Origin of the sequence: Pseudomonas sp. MTM4 (assembly GCF_019355055.1) — a bacterium.
GTDB lineage: Bacteria > Pseudomonadota > Gammaproteobacteria > Pseudomonadales > Pseudomonadaceae > Stutzerimonas.
In genome coordinates this window covers 1,630,858-1,655,109 of sequence record NZ_CP048411.1, presented here as the reverse complement: position 1 = coordinate 1,655,109, position 24,252 = coordinate 1,630,858, and the positions used below count along the sequence as shown (strand labels likewise).

The 24,252-nt window shown below is 58.9% G+C and carries 26 protein-coding genes; 22 read left to right on the top strand and 4 right to left on the bottom strand.

Annotated elements, in window-relative coordinates:
* The first annotated feature begins 372 nt into the window (after window positions 1–372).
* Genes rluC through GYM54_RS07500 form a run of 3 tightly spaced genes read left to right on the top strand, consistent with a single transcriptional unit; the run spans window position 373 to window position 2,987 of the window.
* Complete coding sequence (gene rluC / locus GYM54_RS07510; protein WP_181100771.1) at window positions 373–1,326, top strand: 23S rRNA pseudouridine(955/2504/2580) synthase RluC; 954 nt, start codon at window positions 373–375, stop codon at window positions 1,324–1,326.
* Complete coding sequence (locus tag GYM54_RS07505) at window positions 1,319–2,008, top strand: HAD-IA family hydrolase (protein WP_181100773.1); 690 nt, start codon at window positions 1,319–1,321, stop codon at window positions 2,006–2,008. Before rluC ends, GYM54_RS07505 begins: the two co-directional genes overlap by 8 nt.
* Window positions 1,998–2,987, top strand: coding sequence for a S49 family peptidase (locus GYM54_RS07500; protein WP_181100777.1), 990 nt, complete (start codon window positions 1,998–2,000; stop codon window positions 2,985–2,987). The genes GYM54_RS07505 and GYM54_RS07500 overlap by 11 nt, the downstream gene beginning before the upstream one ends.
* A gap of 3 nt (window positions 2,988–2,990) precedes the next feature.
* Here the strand turns inward: GYM54_RS07500 and GYM54_RS07495 are convergent, their stop codons facing one another.
* Complete coding sequence (locus GYM54_RS07495; protein WP_181100780.1) at window positions 2,991–3,569, bottom strand: nucleoside triphosphate pyrophosphatase; 579 nt, start codon at window positions 3,567–3,569, stop codon at window positions 2,991–2,993.
* Between the two features lie 103 nt (window positions 3,570–3,672).
* On the opposite strand from GYM54_RS07495, the gene GYM54_RS07490 reads away from it, so the two are divergent.
* The 14 genes from GYM54_RS07490 (at window position 3,673) to GYM54_RS07425 (ending at window position 15,422) form a co-directional block, all read left to right on the top strand.
* Entirely contained in the window at window positions 3,673–4,200 is a 528-nt protein-coding gene (locus GYM54_RS07490) for a YceD family protein (protein ID WP_131650057.1), read from the top strand.
* Between the two features lie 11 nt (window positions 4,201–4,211).
* Window positions 4,212–4,394 (top strand): 50S ribosomal protein L32, encoded by a 183-nt coding sequence (gene rpmF / locus GYM54_RS07485; protein ID WP_037021568.1) that lies wholly within the window; start codon window positions 4,212–4,214, stop codon window positions 4,392–4,394.
* Between the two features lie 3 nt (window positions 4,395–4,397).
* Window positions 4,398–5,468, top strand: coding sequence for a phosphate acyltransferase PlsX (gene plsX, locus GYM54_RS07480; protein ID WP_131650058.1), 1,071 nt, complete (start codon window positions 4,398–4,400; stop codon window positions 5,466–5,468).
* Window positions 5,469–5,529: 61 nt separating this feature from the next.
* Window positions 5,530–6,468: an ACP S-malonyltransferase gene (fabD, locus tag GYM54_RS07475; protein ID WP_131650059.1), complete on the top strand. Its 939-nt coding sequence runs from the start codon at window positions 5,530–5,532 to the stop codon at window positions 6,466–6,468.
* Window positions 6,469–6,482: 14 nt separating this feature from the next.
* The gene (gene fabG, locus GYM54_RS07470) at window positions 6,483–7,226 is read left to right on the top strand and encodes a 3-oxoacyl-ACP reductase FabG (RefSeq protein WP_131650060.1); all 744 of its coding nucleotides are present in this window, start codon (window positions 6,483–6,485) and stop codon (window positions 7,224–7,226) included.
* Window positions 7,227–7,417: 191 nt separating this feature from the next.
* Complete coding sequence (acpP, locus tag GYM54_RS07465) at window positions 7,418–7,654, top strand: acyl carrier protein (RefSeq protein ID WP_003283670.1); 237 nt, start codon at window positions 7,418–7,420, stop codon at window positions 7,652–7,654.
* Window positions 7,655–7,834: 180 nt separating this feature from the next.
* Window positions 7,835–9,079 (top strand): beta-ketoacyl-ACP synthase II, encoded by a 1,245-nt coding sequence (gene fabF / locus GYM54_RS07460; protein ID WP_197445639.1) that lies wholly within the window; start codon window positions 7,835–7,837, stop codon window positions 9,077–9,079.
* A 2-nt stretch (window positions 9,080–9,081) separates the two neighbouring features.
* On the top strand, window positions 9,082–9,897 hold the full coding sequence (pabC, locus tag GYM54_RS07455) for an aminodeoxychorismate lyase (protein ID WP_197445640.1): 816 nt from the start codon (window positions 9,082–9,084) through the stop codon (window positions 9,895–9,897).
* Window positions 9,894–10,961: an endolytic transglycosylase MltG gene (mltG, locus tag GYM54_RS07450; RefSeq protein ID WP_197445641.1), complete on the top strand. Its 1,068-nt coding sequence runs from the start codon at window positions 9,894–9,896 to the stop codon at window positions 10,959–10,961. Before pabC ends, mltG begins: the two co-directional genes overlap by 4 nt.
* A complete protein-coding gene (gene tmk / locus GYM54_RS07445; protein WP_181100794.1) occupies window positions 10,958–11,590 on the top strand; it encodes a dTMP kinase in 633 nt (210 codons plus the stop codon). The genes mltG and tmk overlap by 4 nt, the downstream gene beginning before the upstream one ends.
* Window positions 11,583–12,572 (top strand): DNA polymerase III subunit delta', encoded by a 990-nt coding sequence (locus GYM54_RS07440; protein ID WP_231752225.1) that lies wholly within the window; start codon window positions 11,583–11,585, stop codon window positions 12,570–12,572. Before tmk ends, GYM54_RS07440 begins: the two co-directional genes overlap by 8 nt.
* 32 nt (window positions 12,573–12,604) lie before the next feature.
* Window positions 12,605–12,961 (top strand): PilZ domain-containing protein, encoded by a 357-nt coding sequence (locus GYM54_RS07435; RefSeq protein ID WP_131650066.1) that lies wholly within the window; start codon window positions 12,605–12,607, stop codon window positions 12,959–12,961.
* A 90-nt stretch (window positions 12,962–13,051) separates the two neighbouring features.
* Window positions 13,052–13,837, top strand: coding sequence for a TatD family hydrolase (locus GYM54_RS07430; protein ID WP_131650067.1), 786 nt, complete (start codon window positions 13,052–13,054; stop codon window positions 13,835–13,837).
* 187 nt (window positions 13,838–14,024) lie between these two features.
* On the top strand, window positions 14,025–15,422 hold the full coding sequence (locus tag GYM54_RS07425; protein ID WP_181100799.1) for an amino acid permease: 1,398 nt from the start codon (window positions 14,025–14,027) through the stop codon (window positions 15,420–15,422).
* Between the two features lie 220 nt (window positions 15,423–15,642).
* Here GYM54_RS07425 and GYM54_RS07420 read toward each other — a convergent pair whose 3' ends face one another.
* The gene (locus GYM54_RS07420) at window positions 15,643–16,776 is read right to left on the bottom strand and encodes an aminotransferase class V-fold PLP-dependent enzyme (RefSeq protein ID WP_197445643.1); all 1,134 of its coding nucleotides are present in this window, start codon (window positions 16,774–16,776) and stop codon (window positions 15,643–15,645) included.
* A gap of 70 nt (window positions 16,777–16,846) precedes the next feature.
* Here GYM54_RS07420 and GYM54_RS07415 point away from each other — a divergent pair, with 70 nt between their 5' ends.
* On the top strand, window positions 16,847–17,467 hold the full coding sequence (locus GYM54_RS07415; protein ID WP_181100806.1) for a TetR/AcrR family transcriptional regulator: 621 nt from the start codon (window positions 16,847–16,849) through the stop codon (window positions 17,465–17,467).
* Between the two features lie 158 nt (window positions 17,468–17,625).
* Here GYM54_RS07415 and GYM54_RS07410 read toward each other — a convergent pair whose 3' ends face one another.
* Complete coding sequence (locus tag GYM54_RS07410; protein WP_197445644.1) at window positions 17,626–18,693, bottom strand: M20/M25/M40 family metallo-hydrolase; 1,068 nt, start codon at window positions 18,691–18,693, stop codon at window positions 17,626–17,628.
* A gap of 484 nt (window positions 18,694–19,177) precedes the next feature.
* On the opposite strand from GYM54_RS07410, the gene GYM54_RS07405 reads away from it, so the two are divergent.
* Together GYM54_RS07405 and GYM54_RS07400 are read left to right on the top strand one after the other, a co-directional pair.
* On the top strand, window positions 19,178–19,783 hold the full coding sequence (locus GYM54_RS07405; RefSeq protein WP_197445645.1) for a DUF4823 domain-containing protein: 606 nt from the start codon (window positions 19,178–19,180) through the stop codon (window positions 19,781–19,783).
* Window positions 19,784–19,793: 10 nt separating this feature from the next.
* Entirely contained in the window at window positions 19,794–20,360 is a 567-nt protein-coding gene (locus tag GYM54_RS07400; protein WP_197445646.1) for a DUF1285 domain-containing protein, read from the top strand.
* A gap of 92 nt (window positions 20,361–20,452) precedes the next feature.
* Here GYM54_RS07400 and GYM54_RS07395 read toward each other — a convergent pair whose 3' ends face one another.
* The gene (locus tag GYM54_RS07395; protein ID WP_131650074.1) at window positions 20,453–22,108 is read right to left on the bottom strand and encodes an electron transfer flavoprotein-ubiquinone oxidoreductase; all 1,656 of its coding nucleotides are present in this window, start codon (window positions 22,106–22,108) and stop codon (window positions 20,453–20,455) included.
* 325 nt (window positions 22,109–22,433) lie between these two features.
* On the opposite strand from GYM54_RS07395, the gene GYM54_RS07390 reads away from it, so the two are divergent.
* Window positions 22,434–23,183 (top strand): electron transfer flavoprotein subunit beta/FixA family protein, encoded by a 750-nt coding sequence (locus tag GYM54_RS07390; RefSeq protein WP_131650075.1) that lies wholly within the window; start codon window positions 22,434–22,436, stop codon window positions 23,181–23,183.
* A complete protein-coding gene (locus GYM54_RS07385; protein ID WP_219232619.1) occupies window positions 23,184–24,143 on the top strand; it encodes an electron transfer flavoprotein subunit alpha/FixB family protein in 960 nt (319 codons plus the stop codon).
* The last annotated feature ends 109 nt before the right edge of the window (window positions 24,144–24,252 follow it).

Sequence of the window (24,252 nt, the reverse complement as noted above, 5' to 3'; positions counted from 1 at the left end):
GGGGAGGAGGAATCAGCAATCGGTAGCGGACGGAATGAAGCGTCTGTGAAAGCCTTTGCTACGCAATCCGATGGCTGTGCATCTCCACCCAACACTCATACTTTGAAAATCGGGTGCCGCTCACAGAGTCCGGGAGCGGGTTATCGATTATCGCGATTCCCCAGCGGGGGCACGCATCATGTCTTCAAGGCTTGTTTCGGTGCCTCTGCTACTGAGAGAAGCTCCGTCGGACGGCCTCACGTCCTCGAACAGTGCTGAGTCGGGAATGGCGGTTTCGCTGGCATCCCTCGACTTGGCCGCTTTTGGCGGCGTCTGGACTATAACAGCAATGTTTCGGTGCTTCAAATAAGGGAAAATTGCTATCATCCGCGGATGACCAATACCCCCTCTCAGACCTCCGGCGTGCAACTGCTCGAGGTCTCGCCGGAGCTTGCCGGCCAGCGCATCGACAATTTTCTCCGTACTCAGCTCAAGGGCGTGCCCAAGACGCTGATTTACCGCATCCTGCGTAAAGGCGAGGTGCGTGTGAACAAGGGGCGGATTAAGCCCGAATACAAACTCCAGGCGGGTGACGTCGTTCGTGTGCCGCCGCTTCGGCTGTCAGAGCGGGACGAGCCGGTTCCGCTGGCGCAGGGGCTGCTCGAGCGGCTGGAAGCAGCGATCGTCTACGAAGATAAGGCGTTGATCGTACTGAACAAGCCTGCAGGGATCGCGGTGCATGGTGGCAGCGGTCTCAGCTTTGGTGTCATCGAAGCGCTGCGCCAGCTGCGCCCGGACGCAAAGGAGCTGGAATTGGTGCATCGCCTGGATCGGGATACGTCCGGGCTGCTGATGATTGCCAAAAAACGCAGCATGTTGCGCCATCTGCATCAGGCGCTGCGCGGAGACGGTGTCGACAAGCGCTACATGGCACTGGTGCGTGGCCGCTGGGATGCCGGTAAGAGGCAGGTGAATGCGCCACTGCTGAAAAATACCTTGCGCTCAGGTGAACGGATGGTCGAGGTCACCGAGGACGGCAAGGAGGCGCTGACGCTTTTCCGTGTGCTACGTCGTTTCGGTGACTTTGCCACGCTGGTCGAGGCTAAGCCGGTGACGGGACGTACTCATCAAATTCGTGTGCATGCGCGTCATGCCGGTCATGGCATCGCTGGTGACAGCAAATATGGTGATGAAGAGTTTTCCCGAGTTATCCGTGAGCTGGGCGGCAAACGCCTGTTTCTCCACGCCTATGCCTTGAAGGTGCCTCTGCCGGACGGTGGTGAACTGAGCCTAGAGGCGCCGGTCGATGATACCTGGGCGCGAACGTTGGAGCGGCTTGGTGAATAGATACGACCTGTTGATCTTCGACTGGGATGGAACCCTGGTGGACTCGATCGGGCGCATCGTCGAGTCGATTTCCGTCGCGGCGGCGAACTGTAGCCTGCCCGCCCTTGACGAAGACATCATCAAAGGCATCATCGGGCTCGGTTTGCCCGAGGCGATCGCCGCGCTGTATCCGCATGTGACGGATGTGAAAAGGGTCGAGGCGTTTCGTCGTGCCTATGCCGATCATTATCTTCTACTGGAAGCTAAGCCATCGATGCTCTATCCGGGGGTTGCGCTGGCATTGCAGCAGTTACGCGAGCAGGGACACCTGCTTGCCGTTGCGACTGGAAAAGGGCGGCGCGGGTTGGATAGGGTGCTCGCAGGTCAGGGTTGGAGCGATTTTTTCGATGTGACCCGCTGCGCGGATGAGACCGCGAGTAAGCCTGATCCGTTGATGATTCACGAGATTTTGGCGCACTGCGGCGTCCGTCCTGAGCGGGCCTTGATGATCGGGGACTCGTTGTTCGATCTCGAGATGGCCAGGCGGGCGGGGGTAGATAGTGTCGCTGTCTCCTATGGTGCGCAGACTCTTGAAGTATTGCAGGCCTGTGCGCCGTGCATGTCCATCAATCACTTTTCGGAGCTCGGTGACTGGCTGTGCTCCACTGATACCGCTCTCGAGGTAGTTGAATATGTCGGATGAATGGAGCGCGCCCGTAGTCGAGTCTGAGGACAAGGAAGAGCGCAACAGCTGGAAGGTACTGGAAAAGACCTTGCTTGCCGGTGTGCAGGAACAGCGGCGAGCTCGGCGCTGGGGAATATTCTTCAAGCTGTTGACCTTCATCTATCTCTTTGGCGCTCTTTTGCTGTTCTCCCCGTTGTTGCAAGTCGGTGACGGCAAAGGTGCGAGCGGTAGCCATACTGCGGTAATCAACGTCCGTGGAATGATTGCCGATGAGGAGTCGGCGAGTGCGGACAATATTGTCGGGGCGCTGAGAGCGGCCTTCGAAGATTCCAGCACCAGGGGCGTGGTGTTGCGGATCAATAGCCCGGGCGGTAGCCCAGTGCAGTCTGGCTACATTTACGACGAGATTCGCCGGTTGCGTGGCGAATATCCTGCCGTCAAGGTCTATGCAGTGATTACCGATCTGGGTGCGTCGGGCGCCTACTACATCGCTAGCGCCGCGGATGAAATCTATGCGGACAAGTCGAGCCTGGTCGGTTCCATAGGAGTCACGGCGGCTACCTTCGGATTCGTCGAAACGATGGATAAGCTTGGGGTGGAGCGCCGGGTCTACACCTCGGGTGAGCACAAGGCGTTTCTTGATCCATTCCAGCCGGAAAAACCGGAGGAAACCGAATTCTGGCGAGGTGTGCTGGGAACCACTCATCGCCAGTTCATCGAAAGCGTCAAGCGGGGTCGCGGAGATCGTTTGCGGGTCGCTGAGCATCCCGAGCTGTTTTCCGGGCTTATCTGGTCTGGTGAACAGGCGCTGGAGCTCGGCCTGATCGATGGGCTTGGAAGCACCAGCTACGTTGCGCGCGAGGTGATCGGAGAGGAAGAGCTGATGGACTTCACCGTCAAAGATTCCGCTCTGGATCGTTTTACGAAGAAGCTGGGTGCCAGCGTCGGTTCACAGCTGGCTTTGTGGATGGGGTTTCAAGGGCCGCAGCTGCGCTAGCTGTCAGGGCACCTCGATCCCAGCGTTATTGAGCATGTCGACCAATCGAATCAGGGGGAGCCCGATCAGACTCGTGGCATCGGGGCCTTCCGTGGCTTGGAACAGGCTAACCCCCAGTCCTTCGGCCTTGAAGCTGCCTGCGCAGTCAAAAGGCTGTTCGGCTTGCAGGTAGCGCTCGATCTGTTGATCGTTGAGCTCTCTGAAGCGCACCGTAAACGGCGTGCAGTCGACCTGGATGGCTCCGCTTCGGCTGTCCAGTAGTGCCAGTCCTGTCAGAAAGCTTACGCCTTTGCCGCTGCAGGCTCGCAGTTGCTGCGTTGCTCGTTCGAATGTGTGAGGTTTGCCTAGGATTCGTTGTCCCAAGACGGCGACTTGGTCGGAGCCGATGATCAAATGATCCGGGTAGGTGGCTGCCAAGGCTCGAGCCTTTTCACTGGCCAATCGGCGTACCAGATGTTCGGGTAGCTCGCCTGGGCGTGCGGTTTCATTTATTTGCGGGGCGCTACAGTCGAAAGTCAGCCGCAGTCGTGAAAGCAGTTCGCGTCGATAGGGCGAGCTGGAGGCGAGAAGCAGGCGGCGCATTTTTCTTCCTTTATATGGGTGTCTGGTTGCCGGTCGGCTAAGCTCGATTGTGGGATTGAATTCCTTTGACAGTCGAGGGGTGCGTCCCTAGAATGCCGCGCTTATGTTGAAAGGACCAATACCACCGCACGTTGAACCGCGCAAGCTCGCTGACCGAGCGGCCACTTTGAAGGGTGAGCTGCAATTGTCGGAGCTGAAGCGGCTCGTCGATCCTCTCGAGGATGACAAGGGTGTGGTGCGCGCCAGTTTAGTTTTCGGGCGCGACGAGCAGCACACAGTGGTAATTCACAGTGCGCTGGATGTTGAGGTCACGATGATTTGCCAGCGTTGTCTTGAGCCGGTTGTTCTGCCTATTCACAGCGAATGCGTCTACGCCGTGGTGAATGAAGGCGCGAGCAGTCAGCACCTGCCTAAGGGCTATGACGTGCTGGAAGTGGGAGAAGATCCGTTGGATCTGCTGGCGCTGGTTGAAGAGGAGCTTCTGCTTGCTCTTCCGATTGTTCCACTCCATGACCAAGAAGTTTGCCAGCCGCCGGTTGGGCCTGATGAGCCCGAGCCGAATGAGGACGAGGTATCGCGGTCCAACCCGTTCAGCGTACTGGCTCAGTTAAAGCGTGACCCAAACGTTTAGGAGTTGATCCAATGGCTGTTCAGCAGAACAAAAAATCTCGTTCCGCCCGTGACATGCGTCGCTCGCACGACGCGCTCGTGCCGAACGCCCTGTCCGTGGAAAAGAGCACCGGTGAAGTTCACCTGCGTCACCACGTTTCCCCGGAAGGTTTCTACCGTGGTCGTAAAGTGATCGACAAGGGCGCTGACGAGTAAATCTTGTCTGCTCCGATCATAGCGATCGATGCAATGGGTGGGGACTTCGGTCCCCACTGCATTGTTCCGGCCAGCCTCCAGTGCCTGGCTGAAATTCCCTCGCTGCACCTGGCCCTGGTTGGCCAATCTCCAGTTCTTGAAGAAATCATTGCTCGGCATCCGGCTGTGGATCGCGCTCGTCTGGCGATTGTCAGCGCCGACGAGGTGATTGGCATGGATGAACGCCCGACGCAGGCGTTGCGTGCCAAACCGCGCTCTTCCATGCGTGTTGCGCTGGAGTTGGTGCGTGACGGTCATGCTCAGGCCTGTGTCAGCGCCGGCAATACGGGTGCCCTGATGGCGCTTGCTCGTCACGTATTGAAAACGCTGCCTGGTGTCGATCGTCCGGCCATGATGGCTGCAATACCCACGATCGAGGGTGTCTGCTTGTTGCTTGATCTTGGCGCGAATGTGGACTGCACTGCCGAGCAGCTCTATCAGTTCGCGGTAATGGGGTCGGTTGCGGCAGAGAGTCTCGGTATCGAGCGTCCGCGGGTTTCGTTACTCAATGTCGGCACCGAAGACATCAAGGGCAACCAGCAGGTCAAGGCGGCTGCTGGGCTTTTGCAGCAAGCTGGCGATATCAACTATCGAGGCTTCATCGAGGGCGACGGGCTGTTTCGTGGAGAAACCGACGTGGCGGTGTGCGATGGCTTTGTTGGGAATATCCTGCTCAAGTCCAGCGAAGGATTGGCGCATATGGTCGCCTTGCGTGTCGAAGCGCTTTTCCGTCGCTCGTTGATTTCACGCGCGGTGGGGGCATTGGTGTTGCCATTGTTGCGGCAGTTGCGCGCCGATCTACGGCCGGCGCAGTACAACGGTGCGAGCTTTCTCGGGCTTCAGGGTATCGTGGTCAAGAGCCACGGTAGTGCGGGCGCGGAGGGATTCCGGTCGGCGATCCTGCGCGCGGCTCGGGACGTTCAGCATAATTTGCCGGAGCAATTGCATAGTCGGCTCGAGCACCTGCTCGTGACCAATCGGTCAATAAGCGGCGCTGGTGATGTGACCGCTGCCGGCAGCTCGCCATCCAACTGAAAATTCGGTGCGTCCCCGCGGCGTATTCATTCTGACGAACAACCACAAGAGAGCCGTTTTCATGTCCGCATCACTTGCATTCGTCTTTCCAGGCCAAGGATCCCAGGCCCTCGGCATGCTCGCCGAGCACGGCGCACGGCAGTCCCTGATCATCGATACCTTTGCCGAGGCCTCTTCGGTGCTTGGTTACGACCTCTGGGCACTGTCTCAGCAGGGCCCAGAAGAGCATCTGAATCAGACCGACAAGACCCAACCGGCCATTCTCACTGCCTCGATTGCGCTGTGGCGCTTGTGGATGGCCGAAGACGGCGCGAAGCCGGCATTCGTCGCCGGGCACAGCCTTGGCGAATATTCAGCGCTGGTCGCGGCAGGTAGTTTGCCATTCTCTGATGCGGTGAGGCTCGTCGAGCTACGCGGTCAGCTCATGCAGCAAGCTGTTCCGGCCGGCACTGGTGGTATGGCGGCGATACTTGGACTGGAAGACGCGGATGTCCTGGCGGCTTGCAGCGAAGCTGGGCAGGGTGAGGTCGTCAGCGCGGTCAATTTCAATGCGCCGGGCCAAGTCGTGATCGCGGGCAGCGCCGCGGCTGTCGAGCGTGCTATCGATGCCTGCAAGGCCAAAGGCGCCAAACGAGCGATGCCATTGCCGGTCAGCGTGCCGTCGCATTGCGACTTGATGCGTCCGGCAGCAGAGCGTTTTGCCGATTCCGTCACTGGGGCGGCCTGGCGGGCTCCGGAGATTCCATTGGTCCAGAATGTCAGCGCGGCGATCGTTTCGGATCTCGATACGCTCAAGCGTGACCTGCTGGCCCAGCTCTACAGCCCGGTTCGCTGGGTCGAGACCGTTGTTGCGTTGAATGCGCAGGGCGTGACCGAGCTGGTCGAATGCGGTCCGGGCAAGGTGCTCTCCGGTCTCAACAAGCGGTGCGTCAAAGGCATCAACACTTACAATCTGGACGCCCCGGAGGCCTTTGCTGCCGCTCGTGGCGCTCTGGTCTGAACAAGGAGACATCTATGAATCTGCAAGGCAAGGTTGCTCTGGTAACGGGCGCCAGTCGTGGTATTGGTCAGGCCATCGCGTTGGAGCTTGGTCGTCAGGGCGCCATCGTGATCGGCACGGCGACTTCGTCTGCCGGAGCTGAGCGCATCGCCGAGACGCTCAAGGAGAACGGTATCGAAGGTGCCGGTCTGGTGCTGGATGTTTCCAGTGACGAGTCGGTAGCGGCCACGCTGGAGCACATCCAGCAGCATCTCGGTCAGCCGGCCATCCTGGTCAACAACGCCGGCATTACTCGTGACAATCTGATGCTGCGGATGAAAGACGATGAATGGCACGATGTCATCGATACGAATCTCAGCAGTCTCTATCGCCTGACCAAGGGGGTTTTGCGCGGTATGACCAAGGCGCGCTGGGGACGGATCATCAGTATTGGTTCCGTAGTAGGTGCGATGGGTAACGCGGGGCAGGTAAACTACGCTGCGGCCAAGGCCGGGCTCGAAGGTTTCAGTCGCGCACTGGCTCGTGAGGTCGGCTCGCGTGGTATCACGGTCAATGCCGTGGCGCCAGGTTTCATCGATACAGACATGACGCGTGAGCTGCCAGACGCTCAGCGTGACGCTTTGCTGGGGCAGATCCCGCTGGGTCGCCTTGGGCAGGCGGAAGAGATTGCCAAGGTCGTCGCTTTCCTTGCTTCTGACGGCGCTGCCTACGTTACCGGGGCCACGGTTCCGGTGAATGGCGGCATGTACATGAGCTAATGTGACGTCTAACGCAAGCATGCAGTCATAACGGCTGATTCGTTTCGTTATAAAACTGCGGTTAGCTTATAGACAGAAGGTTGAAAGCAGGTTCATGCTTGCCCGCTTTCAGCTTGAAATGCGGAAAACGCTTTCTATACACTACCGCGCAGATCAGCTGCCTGATTTTTCCATAGGAGTGAAAACAAGGTATGAGCACCATCGAAGAACGCGTCAAGAAAATCGTTGCCGAGCAGCTTGGCGTCAAGGAAGAGGAAGTCACCAACAGCGCTTCCTTCGTCGAAGACCTGGGTGCCGACTCCCTTGATACCGTTGAGCTGGTCATGGCTCTGGAAGAGGAATTCGAGACTGAAATCCCGGACGAGCAAGCCGAGAAGATCACCACTGTTCAAGAAGCTATCGATTACATCAACGCCCACGCGCAGTAAGTTGTAATCCTGCTTCGAACCAGTAAGCCGCACTGCCTCTGAACGGGGCAGTGCGGCTTTTGTTTGAGATAGTTAAAATCGGCTGGTCGTGCACCTGTGCGATGCCTGATGGTTCGTCTTCCGTCCGTTGCGAACGTTGAAGAGTGGAACGAGCCAAATATAGACGTAAGGAGAATTGCTGTGTCGCGTAGACGCGTCGTAATCACCGGGATGGGGATGCTATCACCGCTGGGTAACGATGTGCCGAGCAGCTGGCAGGGGATTCTCGCCGGCCGCAGTGGCATCGGCCCAATAGAACATATGGACCTTTCTACCTATTCCACGCGCTTTGGTGGATCGGTCAAGAACTTCGATGTCGAACAGTATCTGCCTGCAAAAGAAGCGCGCAAGCTCGACCTGTTTATCCAGTACGGTTTGGCAGCCAGCTTTCAAGCTGTACGTGATTCCGGACTGGAAGTTACCGATGCCAACCGTGAGCGCATCGGTGTCGCCATGGGCTCGGGAATCGGCGGCCTGACCAATATTGAAAACAGCTGCAAGGCCTTATTCGAACAAGGCCCGCGACGAATTTCGCCGTTTTTCGTGCCTGGCTCGATCATCAATATGGTTTCGGGTTTCCTATCGATCCATCTGGGTCTGCAGGGGCCCAATTATGCGATCGCCACGGCTTGCACTACCGGTTCACATTGCATTGGCATGGCTGCACGCAATATCGCTTACGGCGAAGCCGACGTCATGGTTGCTGGCGGCTCGGAAATGGCCACCAGCGGTCTCGGCATCGGCGGATTCGCCGCAGCGCGCGCTCTGTCCACCCGCAACGATGATCCGGCCGCAGCCAGTCGTCCGTGGGACAAGGACCGTGATGGCTTCGTATTGTCCGACGGCGCCGGCGCACTGGTTCTGGAAGAACTCGAACATGCCAAGGCACGCGGCGCGAAGATCTACGCCGAGCTAATCGGTTTCGGTATGAGCGCCGATGCCTTCCACATGACCTCGCCGCCGGATGACGGCGCTGGTGCTGCTCGCTGCATCCGCAACGCTATTCAGGATGCCCGGATCGATGCGGCTCAGGTGGATTACATCAACGCTCACGGCACTTCCACGCCGGCCGGCGACAAGGCCGAAGCCGCGGCGATCAAAACCGTGTTCGGCAGCCATGCTTATGAACTTTCGGTCAGCTCGACGAAATCGATGGTCGGTCATTTGCTAGGTGCAGCGGGTGCTGTCGAGGCGATTTTCAGCGTGCTTGCCCTTCGCGACCAAGTTGCGCCGCCAACCATCAACCTCGACGAGCCCGATGACGGCTGCGATTTGGATTTCGTACCTCACGAAGCGAAGCAGAGAGCGATCGATATCGCTGTCTCCAACTCCTTTGGATTCGGTGGCACCAACGGCTCTCTGGTTTTTCGCCGGTTCGCCGAGTGACATTGAGCTGGGTAGACGGACAGCCTGCCAATGGGCTGCCCGTTCATGATCGCGGATTCGCATACGGTGACGGCCTGTTCGAAACCATAAAGGTAGTGAACAGGCGACCGGAGTTGCTCGATCGTCATCTGAATCGCCTCGGTCTCGGTTGCCAGCGTTTCGCTATCCCTTTTGATGTAGATGCTCTGCGTTCGCAGATCATGGCGTTCAGCGCCGTGCTGGAGACGGGTGTAGCCAAGTTGATTCTGACGCGCGGCGATGGTCAGCGGGGCTACGGTCCGCCGTTAGCCTGTCGGCCCCGGACAGTGCTGACGGGCGCGCCGCTGCCGGCCTACGCGCCTGAACACTCTACGGTGGGCGTGCGCCTGTACCCCTGTAAAACTCGTCTTGCCGAGCAGCCAGCTCTCGCTGGGCTGAAACATCTGAATCGCCTGGAGCAGGTACTGGCGCGCGCCGAATGGCATGACCCAGCTTTTGCCGAAGGATTGATGCGCGATACCTCTGGACGTATCGTCGAGGCTGTTTTCAGTAACCTGTTCATCGTTGAAACCGGTGTACTGCTGACGCCATCGCTCGAGCGATGTGGCGTGGCTGGCGTGATGCGTGAAGAGATTCTCGATCGGGCGCGACAGGCCGGAATGCCGCTCCAGGTCTGTGATCTCTCGCTCGAGCGAATGCTCGGTGCTGACGAAGTCTTCGTGTGCAACAGCCTGTATGGCATCTGGCCGGTGCGGCAGTTGGAAGCGCGCGTCTGGCCGGTAGGTCCGCTCACACGTAAACTTCAACGCCTGGTTGATGATCTGTCGAGTAATACGTGATTCGAAAACTGACTTTCGCATTCCTGGGCGCTGTGCTGGTCGCCGCGCTGGCGCTCGGCCTGGCCGCCTGGAAACTCCACGCCACGTTAGAGCAGCCGTTGCAGCTCAGCGAGGCGCACACGCTGGAGGTCCGATCCGGTGATACGCCCAGTGGCTTGTTCCAAAGGCTGGAGCAAGAGGGAACGCTAAGCGACTCGTTCTGGCTGAGGTTGTACTGGCGGCTGAATCTCTCCGGGCAAACATTGCATAGCGGGGAGTATCGATTGCAACCAGCGATGACCGCGCGCGACATGATCGGGCTGTGGCAGCGCGGCGAGGTTGTGCAATACGCTTTGACAATCGTCGAGGGCTGGAGCTTTCGCCAGGTTCGCGTGGCGCTGGAGACAATGCCTACGATCCAACAAACGATCAAAGGTCTGTCCGATAACGAAGTCATGGAGCGGCTCGGCCGTCCCGGTCTGCATCCTGAAGGACGCTTCTTCCCCGATACCTACAATTTCACCCGGGGTGTAACCGACCTCGATTTGCTTAAGCTGGCCTTTACGCGCCTGGAAACCGTTCTGGCGCAAGAGTGGCAGCAGCGCAGCGAAGGTTTGCCTTATCAGGATCCGTACGAGGCATTGATCATGGCTTCGATCATCGAAAAGGAAACCGGTGTGCCATCGGAGCGCGGCGAGATTGCCGGCGTCTTCGTGCGCAGGCTGGAGCGGGGCATGTTGCTGCAGACCGATCCTACCGTCATCTACGGCATGGGCGAGCGATACAAAGGTCGGATTACCCGTAACGATCTACGCAGGCCGACGCCTTATAACACCTATACCAACAGCGGGTTGCCACCGACGCCGATTGCTATGGTCGGGCGCGAGGCCATTCATGCTGCGTTACATCCGGTCGACGGAAAAAGCCTTTATTTTGTGGCGCGTGGCGACGGTAGCCATGTTTTCAGCGAGTCGTTGAGCGAGCACAACCGTGCGGTGCGTGAATATCAGCTCAAGCGCCGCGCCGACTATCGCTCCAGCCCACCGCCGCAGCAAGCTCCGGCACCGACCGAGACTAACCAGTGACAGGACTCTTTATTACCCTGGAAGGGCCGGAAGGTGCGGGCAAGAGCACCAACCGTGACTATCTCGCTCAGTGTCTTCGCGACCGGGGACTTGATGTCGTACTGACCCGAGAACCCGGCGGGACGCCGCTGGCCGAACGAATCCGGGACCTCCTTTTGACGCCTGCGGATGAGCCCATGTCCAGCGACACGGAGTTGCTGTTGATGTTCGCGGCGCGGGCGCAGCATCTGGCTCAAGTCATTCGACCTGCGCTGACGCGGGGCGCCATTGTGCTATGTGATCGGTTCACCGATGCCACCTATGCCTATCAAGGCGGTGGGCGTGGCCAGTCGGTTCAGCGCATCGAGCAGCTTGAGTGTTTCGTGCAGGGTGACATGCGTCCGGACCTGACGCTGATCTTCGATCTGCCTGTGGAAGTCGGGCTGAGCCGTGCCGCCGCGCGCGGGCGTCTCGATCGCTTCGAGCAGGAAGGGCTGGAGTTCTTCGAGGCCGTGCGTAGCGCTTATCTCGACCGCGCCCGCCAGGCTCCGCAACGCTATCGCGTGATCGATGCGGGGCAGCCATTATCCGCAGTGCAGCAGGATCTGGACGCGCTGTTGCCTGAGCTGTTCGAGCGTGCCCGTGGCTGAAGGCATCCTTTCGTGGCAAACCGATCTGTGGCGCTTGCTCGCAGGCCGCCAGCAACATGCCCACGCCTACCTGCTGCACGGTCCGGCCGGCATCGGCAAGCGCGCGCTGGCCGAACGCCTGATGGCACTCTTGCTGTGTCAACAGCCGGCGCCGAGCGGAGCCTGTGGGCAGTGCAAGAGCTGCATGCTGCTTGCCGCTCAAACCCACCCCGATCATTACATTCTGGAGCCGGAAGAAGCGGACAAGGCGATTCGTGTCGATCAGGTCCGCCAACTGGTCGGATTTGTCAGCCAGACCGCGCAGCTCGGCGGGCGCAAGGTGGTGCTGCTCGAACCGGCCGAGGCGATGAATCTGAACGCTGCCAACGCGCTCCTCAAGAGCCTCGAAGAACCAGCAGGCAATACCGTGTTGCTGTTGATCAGTCATCAGCCCAGTCGATTGCTACCGACGATCAAAAGCCGCTGTGTTCAGCAGAGCTGCCCGTTGCCGGTCCGTCAGCAAAGCCTGGACTGGCTTGCAGGCAAGCTTCCGGAGCTGTCGGCGGCTCAGCGCGAGGAGCTGTTGACGCTTGCGGCGGATTCGCCCTTGGCGGCGCTCAAACTGCACGCTGTAGGCGTGCTGGAGATGCGTGTGCAGGTGGTGGATGGGGTGAAGAAGCTGCTAAAACGGCAGCAATCGCCCAGTCAGTTGGCCGAAGCCTGGAACCCGCTATCGCTGATTCTGTTGTTCGACTGGTTCTGTGAATGGGCCCACCTGATTCTGCGTTTTCAGATGACCGGTGATGAGGAAGAGCTTGGCGCCGCCGATATGCAGAAGGTCATTCAGTACCTGGCGCAGAAAACCTCACCTGCCAAGCTGCTAGCGTTGCAGGACTGGCTACTGGCCCATCGACAGAAAGTGCTGGGTAAAGCCAACCTCAACCGTGTCTTGCTTCTCGAAGCGCTCTTGGTGCAGTGGGCAAGCTTGTCCGGACCAAGCTAGAATCCTTTGGAATAGTCGTTAGGGAATACCGCATGAGTCTGCCTGCAAACCTTGGTCCGCGTAACGGCATTCTGTCTCTGACGATCAAGGACAAGTCGGTGCTCTATGCCGCGTTCATGCCATTCATCAAGCATGGCGGGTTGTTCATCCCCACCAACAAATCCTACAAGCTCGGCGACGAAGTGTTCATGCTGCTGAGTCTGATGGATGAGCCGGAAAAGATTCCGGTCGCCGGCAAGGTCGTGTGGATTACACCTAAGGGTGCGCAGGGCAACCGGGCAGCCGGTATCGGCGTGCAATTCAACGAAGGCGATTCAACCGCTCGTAACAAGATCGAAACCTATCTGGCCGGCGCGATGAAGTCCGATCGACCGACACACACGATGTAAGCGAGCTCCAGCGCAGCCCTCTCTGATCGCTTGCAGCTTCCTTTCTTCTACAATGCACGCCGGTCATGGCTTGATGAGTAGCGTGTTCAAATGCTGGTAGATTCCCACTGTCATCTCGATCGTCTCGATCTCACTGCGCATCAAGGTTCTCTTGATGCGGCCCTGGTCGCTGCGCGTGAACGTGGCGTTGGCCACTTTCTCTGCATTGGCGTCAGTGCCGACAATACGGCGGCTGTAAAGGCTTTGGCAGAGCGTTACGACGATGTCGACTGCTCGGTCGGTGTACATCCGCTGGACCTCGATCCGGGTGCGGAACCCGCGCTTGAGTGGCTGCTGCAGGAATTGGAACACCCTCATGTCGTGGCAATCGGTGAGACGGGCCTGGATTACCACTACGAACCGGAAGCTGCTGCGTTGCAGCGACAATCCTTTCGTCTTCACCTGGACGCGGCGAAAGCGAGCGGCAAGCCGGTAATCGTTCACACCCGTGCGGCTCGTGCCGACACGCTGGAACTGCTTGGCGAAGCGGCGTTGCCGCAGGCTGGAGTACTGCACTGCTTCACGGAGGACTGGGAGATGGCGAAGGCCGCGCTGGATCTTGGGTTCTACATCTCGCTGTCCGGGATCGTCACCTTTCGAAATGCCGACGCACTTCGCGACGTCGCCCGCCGCGTCCCAGCGGATCGCTTGCTGGTCGAGACGGATTCGCCCTATCTGGCTCCGATTCCCTACCGTGGTAAACCGAACCTTCCGCAGTACGTACGTGAGGTCGCCGAGTTTCTTGCGCAGTTGCGTGGTGTCGATTTCGAGGTCCTGGCTGAGCAAACCACGAATAACTTCAAGCGGTTGTTTCCCTTGGCTCGGGTCCGTGGCTGATTAACACCTATCAGTCGAAGCGATGCGCTTGTTTGAATCTCTTGATCGCTGATGCCGTGTACAATTCGCGCCGCTTCGGTGCGCATGTCGACAATCGGCATGCGGACACGATGGTTCCGCTTGGCTCCGTATCTCCACTCATCACGGGCCGCGCCGTTTCTCGTCACAGACCCAACAAGGTGACGCCATGTCCAGCGATTCGCTGCATACCGGGCCGCTTCAGCGCGGCCTAAAAAACCGGCACATCCAGCTCATCGCGCTCGGTGGCGCTATCGGCACGGGGCTCTTTCTCGGTTCGGCAGGCGTGCTTCGCAGTGCCGGTCCGTCGATGATTCTCGGCTACGCCATTGCAGGATTGATCGCCTTTCTGATCATGCGGCAGCTGGGCGAAATGATCGTCGAGGAGCCGGTTGCCGGCTCCTTCAGCCACTTTGCGCATAAGTACTGGGCACCCTACGCTGGCTTTCTTTCGGGCTGGAATTACTGGGTGCTCTATGTGTTGGTGGGGATGGCTGAGCTAACCGCGGTCGGTAAATACGTGCAGTTCTGGTGGCCGGAAGTGCCGACCTGGGCCACTGCGGCGGCATTCTTCGTGCTGATCAACCTCATCAATCTGGTAAACGTGAAGGCCTTCGGTGAAACCGAGTTTTGGTTCGCGATCATCAAAGTCGGCGCCATCGTCGGCATGATCGCGTTGGGCCTCTATCTGTTGCTGAGCGGCAAAGGCGGCGAGCAGGCCAGCTTCAGCAACCTGTGGAGCCATGGCGGATTCTTTCCCAACGGCATCAGCGGTATGGTCATGGCGCTGGCGATCATCATGTTTTCCTTTGGCGGGCTTGAACTGGTCGGGATCACCGCTGCTGAAGCATCGGATCCGAAAACCGTCATTCCCAAGGCCATCAATCAGGTTGTCTACCGCATCCTGATTTTCTATATCGGAGCGCTGAGTGTGCTGCTGGCGCTGTATCCCTGGGACAGCCTGCTGGAAACGCTGGGGGCCGCTGGCGATCCTTACAGCGGTAGCCCCTTCGTGCAGATATTCTCACTGATAGGTAGTGATACCGCTGCGCATGTCCTGAATTTCGTGGTGCTGACAGCGGCGCTTTCTGTCTACAACAGCGGCGTTTACTGCAACAGCCGGATGCTCTATGGCCTGGCCGAGCAGGGCGATGCGCCCAAAGTATTGATGACTGTGAATCGTCGTGGGGTGCCGGTGCTGGCGATCGCTTTCTCGGCGGCAGTGACCATGCTCTGCGTATTGGTGAACTACTTGCTTCCCCAGAATGCGCTCGAACTGTTGATGTCGCTTGTGGTTGCTGCGCTGCTGATCAACTGGGCAATGATCAGTCTTGCTCATCTGAAATTCCGCAAGGCGATGAGGGAGCAGGGCGTCCAACCTTCGTTCAGGGCGTTTTGGTACCCGTTCAGCAACTACCTTTGTCTGGCGTTCGTGGCCCTGATCGCAGCCATCATGCTCTCGATGCCGGGGCTCCGTACGTCGATTATCGCCATTCCGTTCTGGGCGCTATTCATCTGGGTCTGCTTTCAGCTTCGGCTCGTCAGTCGGCGCGCCAGGCATGCCTGAAGAGCCGTTCAGCTGGCTAGGCAAAAAAAACCCGGCCTCAAAGGAGCCGGGTCAAGACCATTAGGAGTATGAGGTCACGTTCCTCGCTCCCTCAGCTGGCCGAGCATTGGGGGATTGCGCGGCCAGTGCTTGAAGTATTGGTCCTGATCGGTAACTTTGCAGGCGCGATTGATGCCGTTCTTAAACGGATTTGGAATAGCTGCCCGTACCTTGATTGCGCTCACTTTGCGAGCAGGCCACGAATCACTGCCAGCGACTGCTCGATGACCTCCGGGCGCGTGTAGAAGTGTGGCGAAAACCGTATCCCTCCGCCACGAAGCGCGCAGACGATCTGCTCCGCCTTGAGGCGTTCGAACAATGCTTGATTGTCCCAACCATCGATCTTGAATGTGATGATGCCGGCGCGCCGCGTCGGGTCGGCAGGACTCAGTAGCTCGACGCCGGGCATGGCTGACAGTTCGTGCTGCAGAAAGTCGACGCGCTCTGCTAGCGCTAAGCCTACTTCGTTCATGCCGACTTCTTCGAGCAGGGACAGGCTGGCGTCCAGCGCCATGGCCCCTAGCAGATTCGGACTGCCGCATTCGAAGCGACGTGCGCTGCGGGCTGGCTGCCAATCGCTGCGCTCGTAGTCGCCAGCATGTTCGAGCATGTGCCAGCCGTATTCATGAAGTTTCAGCTTGGCGCGCAGATCGCAGCGGCAGTAAAAGACGCCGAGCCCCTCGGGACCCAGAAGCCATTTGTGGCCATCGGCCATGGCGAAGGCGCAGCGGTATCGCTGAACGTCGAATGGTTGGGCTCCCAACTGTTGGATCGCATCGATACAGAGCAGGACTCCGCGTTGTTCGCAGCCTTCGCCAAGGCGCGGCAAGTCAAGCCGCAATCCGCTGGCGTACTGCACGGCGCTGATCGCCATCAGGCGCACCTTCGGACCGCAGGCGGCCAACAGGTCAGCCTCAGGATCATCGCCCTTCAGGTTGACCTGTAGCACTTCGACACCCTGAGGTTTCAATGCCTCCCAGACCACGCGGTTGGACGGGAACTCTTCGTTACTGATAACGATCTGGTCACCTGCTCTCCAGTCCAGGCCGAATGCCACGAACGAAAGCGCCTCGGAAGTGTTCTTGACCAAGGCGATATCAGCCGACGACGGAGCGTTGAGCAATCTGGCCAGGCGGCCGCGCAGGCTGGTTTCGACCGCAAGCCATTGCGGATAGTCGCGCGCGCCGAGCGTTGTGTTCTGCTGGGCGAACGCAGTGACGGCGTCGGCGGCTCGGCGCGGCCAGGGCGCGACCGCAGCATGGTTCAGGTACCGCAAGCCTTCGATCTGAGGAAATTCGTCATTCAATGTGCTCATGGGAATGTTCCGTGCATTTTCTGACTGGATAGGCATAATCGTCTGCTTCTACTCTGAGCTGCAGCTTCTTATGCAAACTGAACCCCGGAAGGTCCGCGAATTCCGCCGTCGCGAGCAAGAGATTCTCGATACTGCGCTCCAGCTGTTCTTGGAGCAGGGAGAGGACAGCGTTACCGTCGAGATGATCGCTGACATGGTTGGCATCGGCAAAGGCACCATCTACAAGCATTTCAAATCCAAGGCGGAGATTTACCTGCGGCTTATGCTCGATTACGAGCGGGATCTGAATGAGCTTCTGCATGCGCCCAACCTAGACCAGGACAAAGAGGCGCTGTCGCGTGCCTATTTCGAGTTCCGCATGGGTGATCCGCAGCGTTATCGCCTGTTCGACCGTCTCGAGGAGAAAGTCGTCAAGGGCAATCAGGTGCCGGATATGGTCGAGGAGCTTCACCGCATTCGCGCCTCCAACTTCGAGCATCTGACCCAGCTGATCAAGGGCCGCATTTCCGAAGGCAAGCTGGAAGATGTGCCTCCCTATTTTCACTATTGCGCCGCCTGGGCGCTGGTGCATGGTGCGGTAGCGCTTTATCACTCGCCGTTCTGGAGCAACGTGCTGGAGGATCAGGAAGGTTTCTTCCAGTTCCTAATGGATATTGGTGTGCGCATGGGTAATAAGCGCAAGCGCGATTAGCCCACCGCGTCAGGTGAAAGGCGCCGGGCAAACAGAGCTGTAACCCGTTGAGTGCATCCCCATCCGCGATATCGAGCCGGTCGTTCCGGTTGGGGGACGCTCTCCGAATGACGGAATGGCAACAAGCTTGTATCCCGACGACCGGCAAATGCGGCGCGCTATTCGAGTGAAACCAGATAATCGACCAGCGTTCTGGCACACGCATCCATGCTCTCTTGCAAGATGACCTCGTAGCCGTGCGTGTTCTCGGTTGGAATCGCCAGGCAAGCGGCGCGGGGTGAGGATCCCGAACCGAGCACGGCACTGGCATCCGACGCGAATCCGGGCATTAAGGCAGGCTGTGGACAGTAACCGCAGCGTTCAGCCGCTTTAAGCAGGCCATCCGATACCTGCTTTGAGTAGTAGCCCTTCTCATCACCGGTCAGCACGATGGGGCCGAGGGCCAGGCGCGTATCGTACTCGGCGGCTATCGGCCCGACCTCAAGCGCGATGCACACCGAGCCCGGCAAGGTCCGGGCTGCGTACTGCGCCCCGGAGTTGGTTTCCTCTTCATTGGTCGTCAGGACAATTAGCACGTCACCGCGCAACTCATCCCGTCGCTCTGCCAGGCGCCTGGCAGCTACGAGCGCCGCGACGACAGGCGCTCGGTCATCGAGGAAGTGGGCTGCAACGCAATCTCGTATTAGGAATGGCTTGCGCCAATGCTGGCTCAGCACCACCCGCGTGCCGGCGCGCACGCCTAGCTCGCCGAGTTCCGCCTTGCTGTATCGGGTAATCACATGCACGTCGGTCCATTGCACGTCTCCCTTGAGCACGTGCATCGACTGGCTCGACTCGCTCGTCCCGTGCATGGTACCGAAGGACAGCGCGCCGGCAACCGTTTGTGTGTCTGCGAGAATATCCACCGGACACATGCCGAAGTTGACTGGAAACGCCCCGCCCAGCGCCACAACTCTCAAGCGACCATCAGCGTCTATGCGTTTGACGACCATCGCAATCTCATCCTGATGGGCCATCACGCGCGTTGAAAGGCGCTCCGCTTCATCACGCGGAACGCCGACAGCCTTGATGCGGCCGATGAGGTTTGCTGCTGGATCCTGCCAGACCTCGTCGCAGCACTGTTCCAATTCGCGCCGGCAGATTTCCCTGACCTCTTCCTCCTGGCCTGCGGGACCACGCGCAAGCAAGAGCTCCTCAAGCAGGGCCAGTTGTTCTTGATTGGTCATTAAGCCTCCAGATCCGTTTCGTCAGGCTTATGACTCGATCAGTCACCAGCCGTGCGACGGAATCGCCACGCGCGGTTGATCGAGCCAGCTTCACTCCATTGCAGTGCTTAAGAAATGGAACAAGTTACCGGGACGACCACTGCGACTTTGACTCGACCGCAGCTGGCGTATTTGACTACGCTTGTTGCAGTTTCCCGCGGTGTTAGGGCGGCTTTCGTCAGAAAGAGCTGCGCTCAGTAAGCGCTCTTTGTTGAACGTGTTTTCTATCGTCGGAATGCATTCGTGTTTCGCTGCGGATATACGTCCGCTATCGAGCGCCCAAAGAATGTTTTTAACCCGGGCAGGCGGTTTGTCGGCGCAGACCGCAGCGCCATTGCAAATCCGCTGCGCTATGCATGGCGAGGTGGTCTTAGCGCTTGCGTAGAACTGGCTCGTTTGCTGCATCGCTTTGCTATCCGCCGGTTTTCCGTCAGAGGCAGGAACGATGATGAAAGTGTGGAGCCTTATCGCAGCCGTGTTGCTATTGAGCGGGTGTATGAAGGTCAGCGATATGGCTGAGGGTACTCGCCATCAACTGCGAGACGTGGGCATTCTCAATCACAGTGAGACGGTGAGATCGGCATCCTGGCGTCTGCAGCCCGATTCGTTCATCTACATCGCTCAGGGCCACTTCGTCCCGCCGGGCGATGCCTATCCGCGGCCAAACGTGGTTGCCGAGGAGGCGTTCAAGGGCTTCGTCGAGTACTTTCCGCTCGTCCGTCGTGCCCCTGAACCTGCCGGGTTGGAGGAAGCGTTGAACCAGGCGGCCTCCGCAGGTGCCCATTACTTGCTATACACACGTTTTGCCGCTGCAGACGACCGCATCGGTAGTTTCGATGAGTTCAACGATCAGCGCGCTCTGGATCGTCTGGGTGTGGACACCAGCGTGATTCAGCTGATGCTCATCGAGACCGGCACTAGATATTTGGTCGATACGGCGCGTATTCGAAGCCGTGGCGGACTGTTGAACATTTATGACGCGACACCACAGGTACTGTTGGGGCCGCCTTTGCGCGACTATGCCCGGCGCCTGACAGGCCTTAGTCGCTGAGGAGTCGCTTATGAGCAATTCTGGGAAAGCTGCGGATCTGCTGAGCCAGATTCCGAAGGCCGAGAAGAAGGGCATGCCGCCGGTACACCTGTGGAACCCGCCGTTCTGTGGCGATCTGGACATGCGAATCGCCCGTGACGGCAGCTGGTTCTACATGGGCACGCCGATCGGCAGGCCTGCGATGGTACGGCTGTTTTCCACGGTCATCCGGCGCGACGGCGATGATTACTTTCTGGTGACGCCGGTAGAAAAGGTTGGCATCAAGGTGGACGATGCGCCTTTCGTGGCGGTTGGGCTGGAAGTGGAGGGGAGTGGCGAGGCGCAGGTGCTTCGCTTCGTCACCAATGTCGGCGATGAAGCCGAAGCAGGGCCGGAGCATCCCATACGCGTCGAGTTCGACCCGGCGACCCAGGAGCCGGCGCCCTATGTACATATGCGTGCCAACCTCGAAGCGCTGATTCATCGCAACGTCTTCTATCAGCTGGTGGAGCTGGCCGTGCCGCGAGAAATTGACAGTGCCGGTTGGCTGGGTGTCTGGAGTAGCGGGCAATTCTTTCCGATCGGGCGCGCTGAATAGTCATGATTGAATGAGGCGATCCGTCCGATACGCATTTTGGACCAGCCGAAACAATGGATATGAAAAAGGCTCCCGCAGGAGCCTTTCTTGTTTTACATGTTGGGGTAGTTGGGCCCCCCGGTTCCCTCCGGCGCTACCCAGGTGATGTTCTGGGCAGGGTCCTTGATGTCGCAGGTCTTGCAGTGCACGCAGTTCTGCGCGTTGATCTGAAAGCGCTTGCTGCCATCGTCATTGGCTACCACTTCATAGACGCCGGCCGGGCAGTAGCGCTGCGCGGGCTCGTCGTACAGTGGCAGATTCTTCTCGATGGGAATGCTTGGATCGGTCAGCTTGAGGTGAACCGGCTGCTCTTCTTCATGGTTGGTGTTGGAGAGGAACACCGAGCTGAGCTTGTCGAAGCTGAGCTTGCCGTCAGGCTTGGGATAGTCGATCTTCTTCGATTCTGCTGCGGTCTTCAGGCATGCGTAATCCGGCTTGGTGTCATGCAGCGTGAACGGAATCTTGCCGCCGAAGATGTTCTGATCGATGAAGTTGAACGCGCCACCCTTAACCGCACCCCACTTGTGAATCGCAGCGCCGAAATTGCGGCTGGCGTATAGCTCCTGGTAGAGCCAGCTGGCCTTGAAGCCTTCTTCGTAGCCGGTCAGCTCGTCACCACCCTCGCGGCCCGCGAACAAGGCGTCAGCCACCGCTTCGGCGGCCAGCATGCCGGACTTCATTGCGGTATGGCTGCCCTTGATCTTGGCGAAATTCAGTGTGCCGGCGTCGCAGCCGATCAGTGCGCCACCGTTGAAAACCATCTTCGGCAAGCTATTGATGCCGCCCTTGGCGATGGCACGTGCACCATAGGAAACACGCTTGCCGCCTTCCAGGTACTGCTTGATCACTGGGTGATGCTTGTAGCGCTGGAATTCATCGAATGGGGATAGGAACGGGTTGCTGTAGGACAGGTCGACGATCAGGCCGACCACCACTTGGTTGTTTTCCAAGTGATAAAGGAAAGAGCCGCCGGTGTTTTCGTCGTCGAGTGGCCAGCCTGCGGTATGCACGACCAGGCCCTGTTCGTGCTTGGCCGGGTCGATGTCCCACAGCTCCTTGATGCCGATGCCGTAATGTTGCGGATCGACATTGGCATTGAGCTGGAAACGATTGATCAGCTGCTTGCCGATATGACCGCGGCAGCCTTCGGCGAACAGCGTGTATTTTGCGCGCAGTTCCATGCCGGGTGTATACATGCCTTCCTTCGGGTTGCCTTCACGGTCCACGCCGAGGTCACCGGTAAGAATGCCGCGAACCACGCCTTGGTCGTCGATGAGTGCTTCCTGGGCGGCAAAGCCTGGGTAGATTTCGACACCCAGGTTCTCTGCCTGCTGGGCCAGCCAGCGGCAAAGGTTGCCGAGCGAAATGATGTAGTTGCCCTCGTTATGCATGGTTTTGGGGACCAGTGCATTGGGCAGCTTGCGAGCCGCTTCGGCGTTCTTGAGCAGATAGATGTCGTCGCGCTTGACCGGGGTGTTGAGCGGCGCTTCGAGTTCTTTCCAGTTGGGGAACAGTTCATTCAGCGCGCGCGGCTCGAACACGGCGCCAGACAGAATGTGGGCGCCTACTTCGGAACCCTTCTCGACGACGCAAACGCTGATTTCCTTTCCGGCATCAGCGGCTCGCTGCTTCAGTCGGCAGGCAGCGGACAGGCCCGCGGGGCCGGCGCCGACGATGACTACGTCGAATTCCATGTATTCGCGTTCCATTGGCTATCTCCTACTCAAGGCTTGATTGTTCTATAGATGGAGGGCTGGATCGTGTCCCTGATCAAGCCGAGCTGGCGCATTATATATAGCCGCCGTAAAGGGTCCAATACAAACGTTTGTTTGAATTTTCCTCGAGCCTGTTTAGTATGGCGAAACTGCGTTTATAGCTGGGTATATGCGTTATTGACCCCGGCTATTGCCTGCAGTCAAGATACGGGCAGTTTGCGCTCGCCGAACAGTCCATGGCCGATCGATGGCCCGGATCTCGAGCACGGCTCGGTTCGCCTCGGCGAAATTCTATTCACCGGAGAGTAACGAGGAATCCATGAAGGTTCTTGTAGCTGTCAAACGAGTGGTCGATTACAACGTCAAGGTTCGCGTCAAGGCGGACAACTCCGGCGTCGACCTCGCCAACGTCAAGATGTCGATGAACCCCTTCTGCGAAATCGCCGTGGAAGAAGCCGTGCGCCTGAAAGAAAAGGGCGTGGCGAGCGAAATCGTCGTGGTTTCCATTGGTCCGACCGCTGCCCAAGAGCAGCTGCGCACCGCGCTGGCACTGGGCGCCGATCGCGCTGTGCTGGTCGAATCGACCGAAGAACTCAACTCCCTGGCCGTGGCCAAGCTGCTCAAAGCGGTCGTCGACAAGGAGCAGCCGCAGCTGGTCATCCTTGGCAAGCAGGCCATCGACAGCGACAACAACCAGACCGGCCAGATGCTCGGCGCGTTGACTGGCTACGCCCAGGGCACCTTCGCCTCGAAAGTCGAAGTGGAAGGCGACAAGGTCAAAGTCGAGCGCGAAATCGACGGCGGCGCACAGACCGTTGCGCTGAACCTGCCGGCGATCGTTACTACCGACCTGCGCCTGAACGAGCCGCGCTATGCGTCGTTGCCGAACATCATGAAGGCCAAGAAGAAGCCGTTGGAAGTTCTGACTCCAGACGCGCTGGGTGTCACCACCACCTCCACCGTGAAGACCCTGAAAGTCGAAGCACCGGCTGCCCGTAGCGCGGGCATCAAGGTCAAGTCCGTGGCTGAACTGGTCGAGAAACTGAAGAACGAGGCGAAGGTAATCTAAATGACTATCCTGGTTATCGCTGAACACAACAACGCCGTTCTGGCTGCTGCGACCCTCAACACTGTGGCTGCCGCAAAGCGGATTGCCGCCCAAACCATTGGCGGCGACATTCATGTACTGGTCGCTGGTAGCGGCTGCGGTGCCATCGGCGAAGCAGCTGCCAAGATCGAAGGTGTGACCAAGGTACTGGTCGCCGACGATGCAGCCTACGCCCACCAGCTGCCGGAAAACGTCGCGCCGCTGATTGCCGGCCTGGCGCAAGGAGCCTCGCCGGCCGCCTACAGCCACGTACTGGCTGCCGCGACCACTAACGGCAAGAACTCCCTGCCGCGGGTTGCAGCGCAGCTGGACGTCGACCAGATCTCCGAGATCATCGCCGTCGAGAGCGCTGATACCTTCAAGCGCCCGATCTATGCCGGTAACGCCATTGCCACAGTGCAATCCAGCGCGCCGATCAAGGTGATCACCGTGCGTGCCACCGGTTTCGATCCGGTCAAGGCAGAAGGTGGTTCGGCTGCCGTCGAGCAGGTTTCGGGCACTGGCGACAAGGGCATTTCTTCGTTCGTGGGTGAAGAACTGGCCAAGTCCGACCGTCCCGAGCTGACCGCTGCCAAGATCGTTGTCTCTGGCGGTCGCGGCATGCAGAACGGTGAGAACTTCAAGCACCTGTACTCGCTGGCCGACAAGCTCGGCGCTGCCGTTGGCGCCTCGCGCGCGGCGGTCGACGCCGGCTTCGTACCGAACGACATGCAGGTCGGTCAGACCGGCAAGATCGTTGCGCCGCAGCTGTACATCGCCGTGGGTATCTCGGGGGCCATTCAGCACCTGGCCGGTATGAAAGACTCCAAAGTGATCGTCGCGATCAACAAGGACGAAGAAGCGCCAATCTTCCAGGTCGCCGATTACGGCCTGGTGGGTGACTTGTTCGAGATCGTGCCGGAGCTCGAGCAGCTCGTTTAATCGAGCCGCCTCAAAAGAACCCGCTCTCGCAGCGGGTTTTTTGTGGGCGCTCGGCTGCGGCGGCCAGTGGTAACATCCCGTCTGGCGCCGATGGGTGCCTGTCCGAATT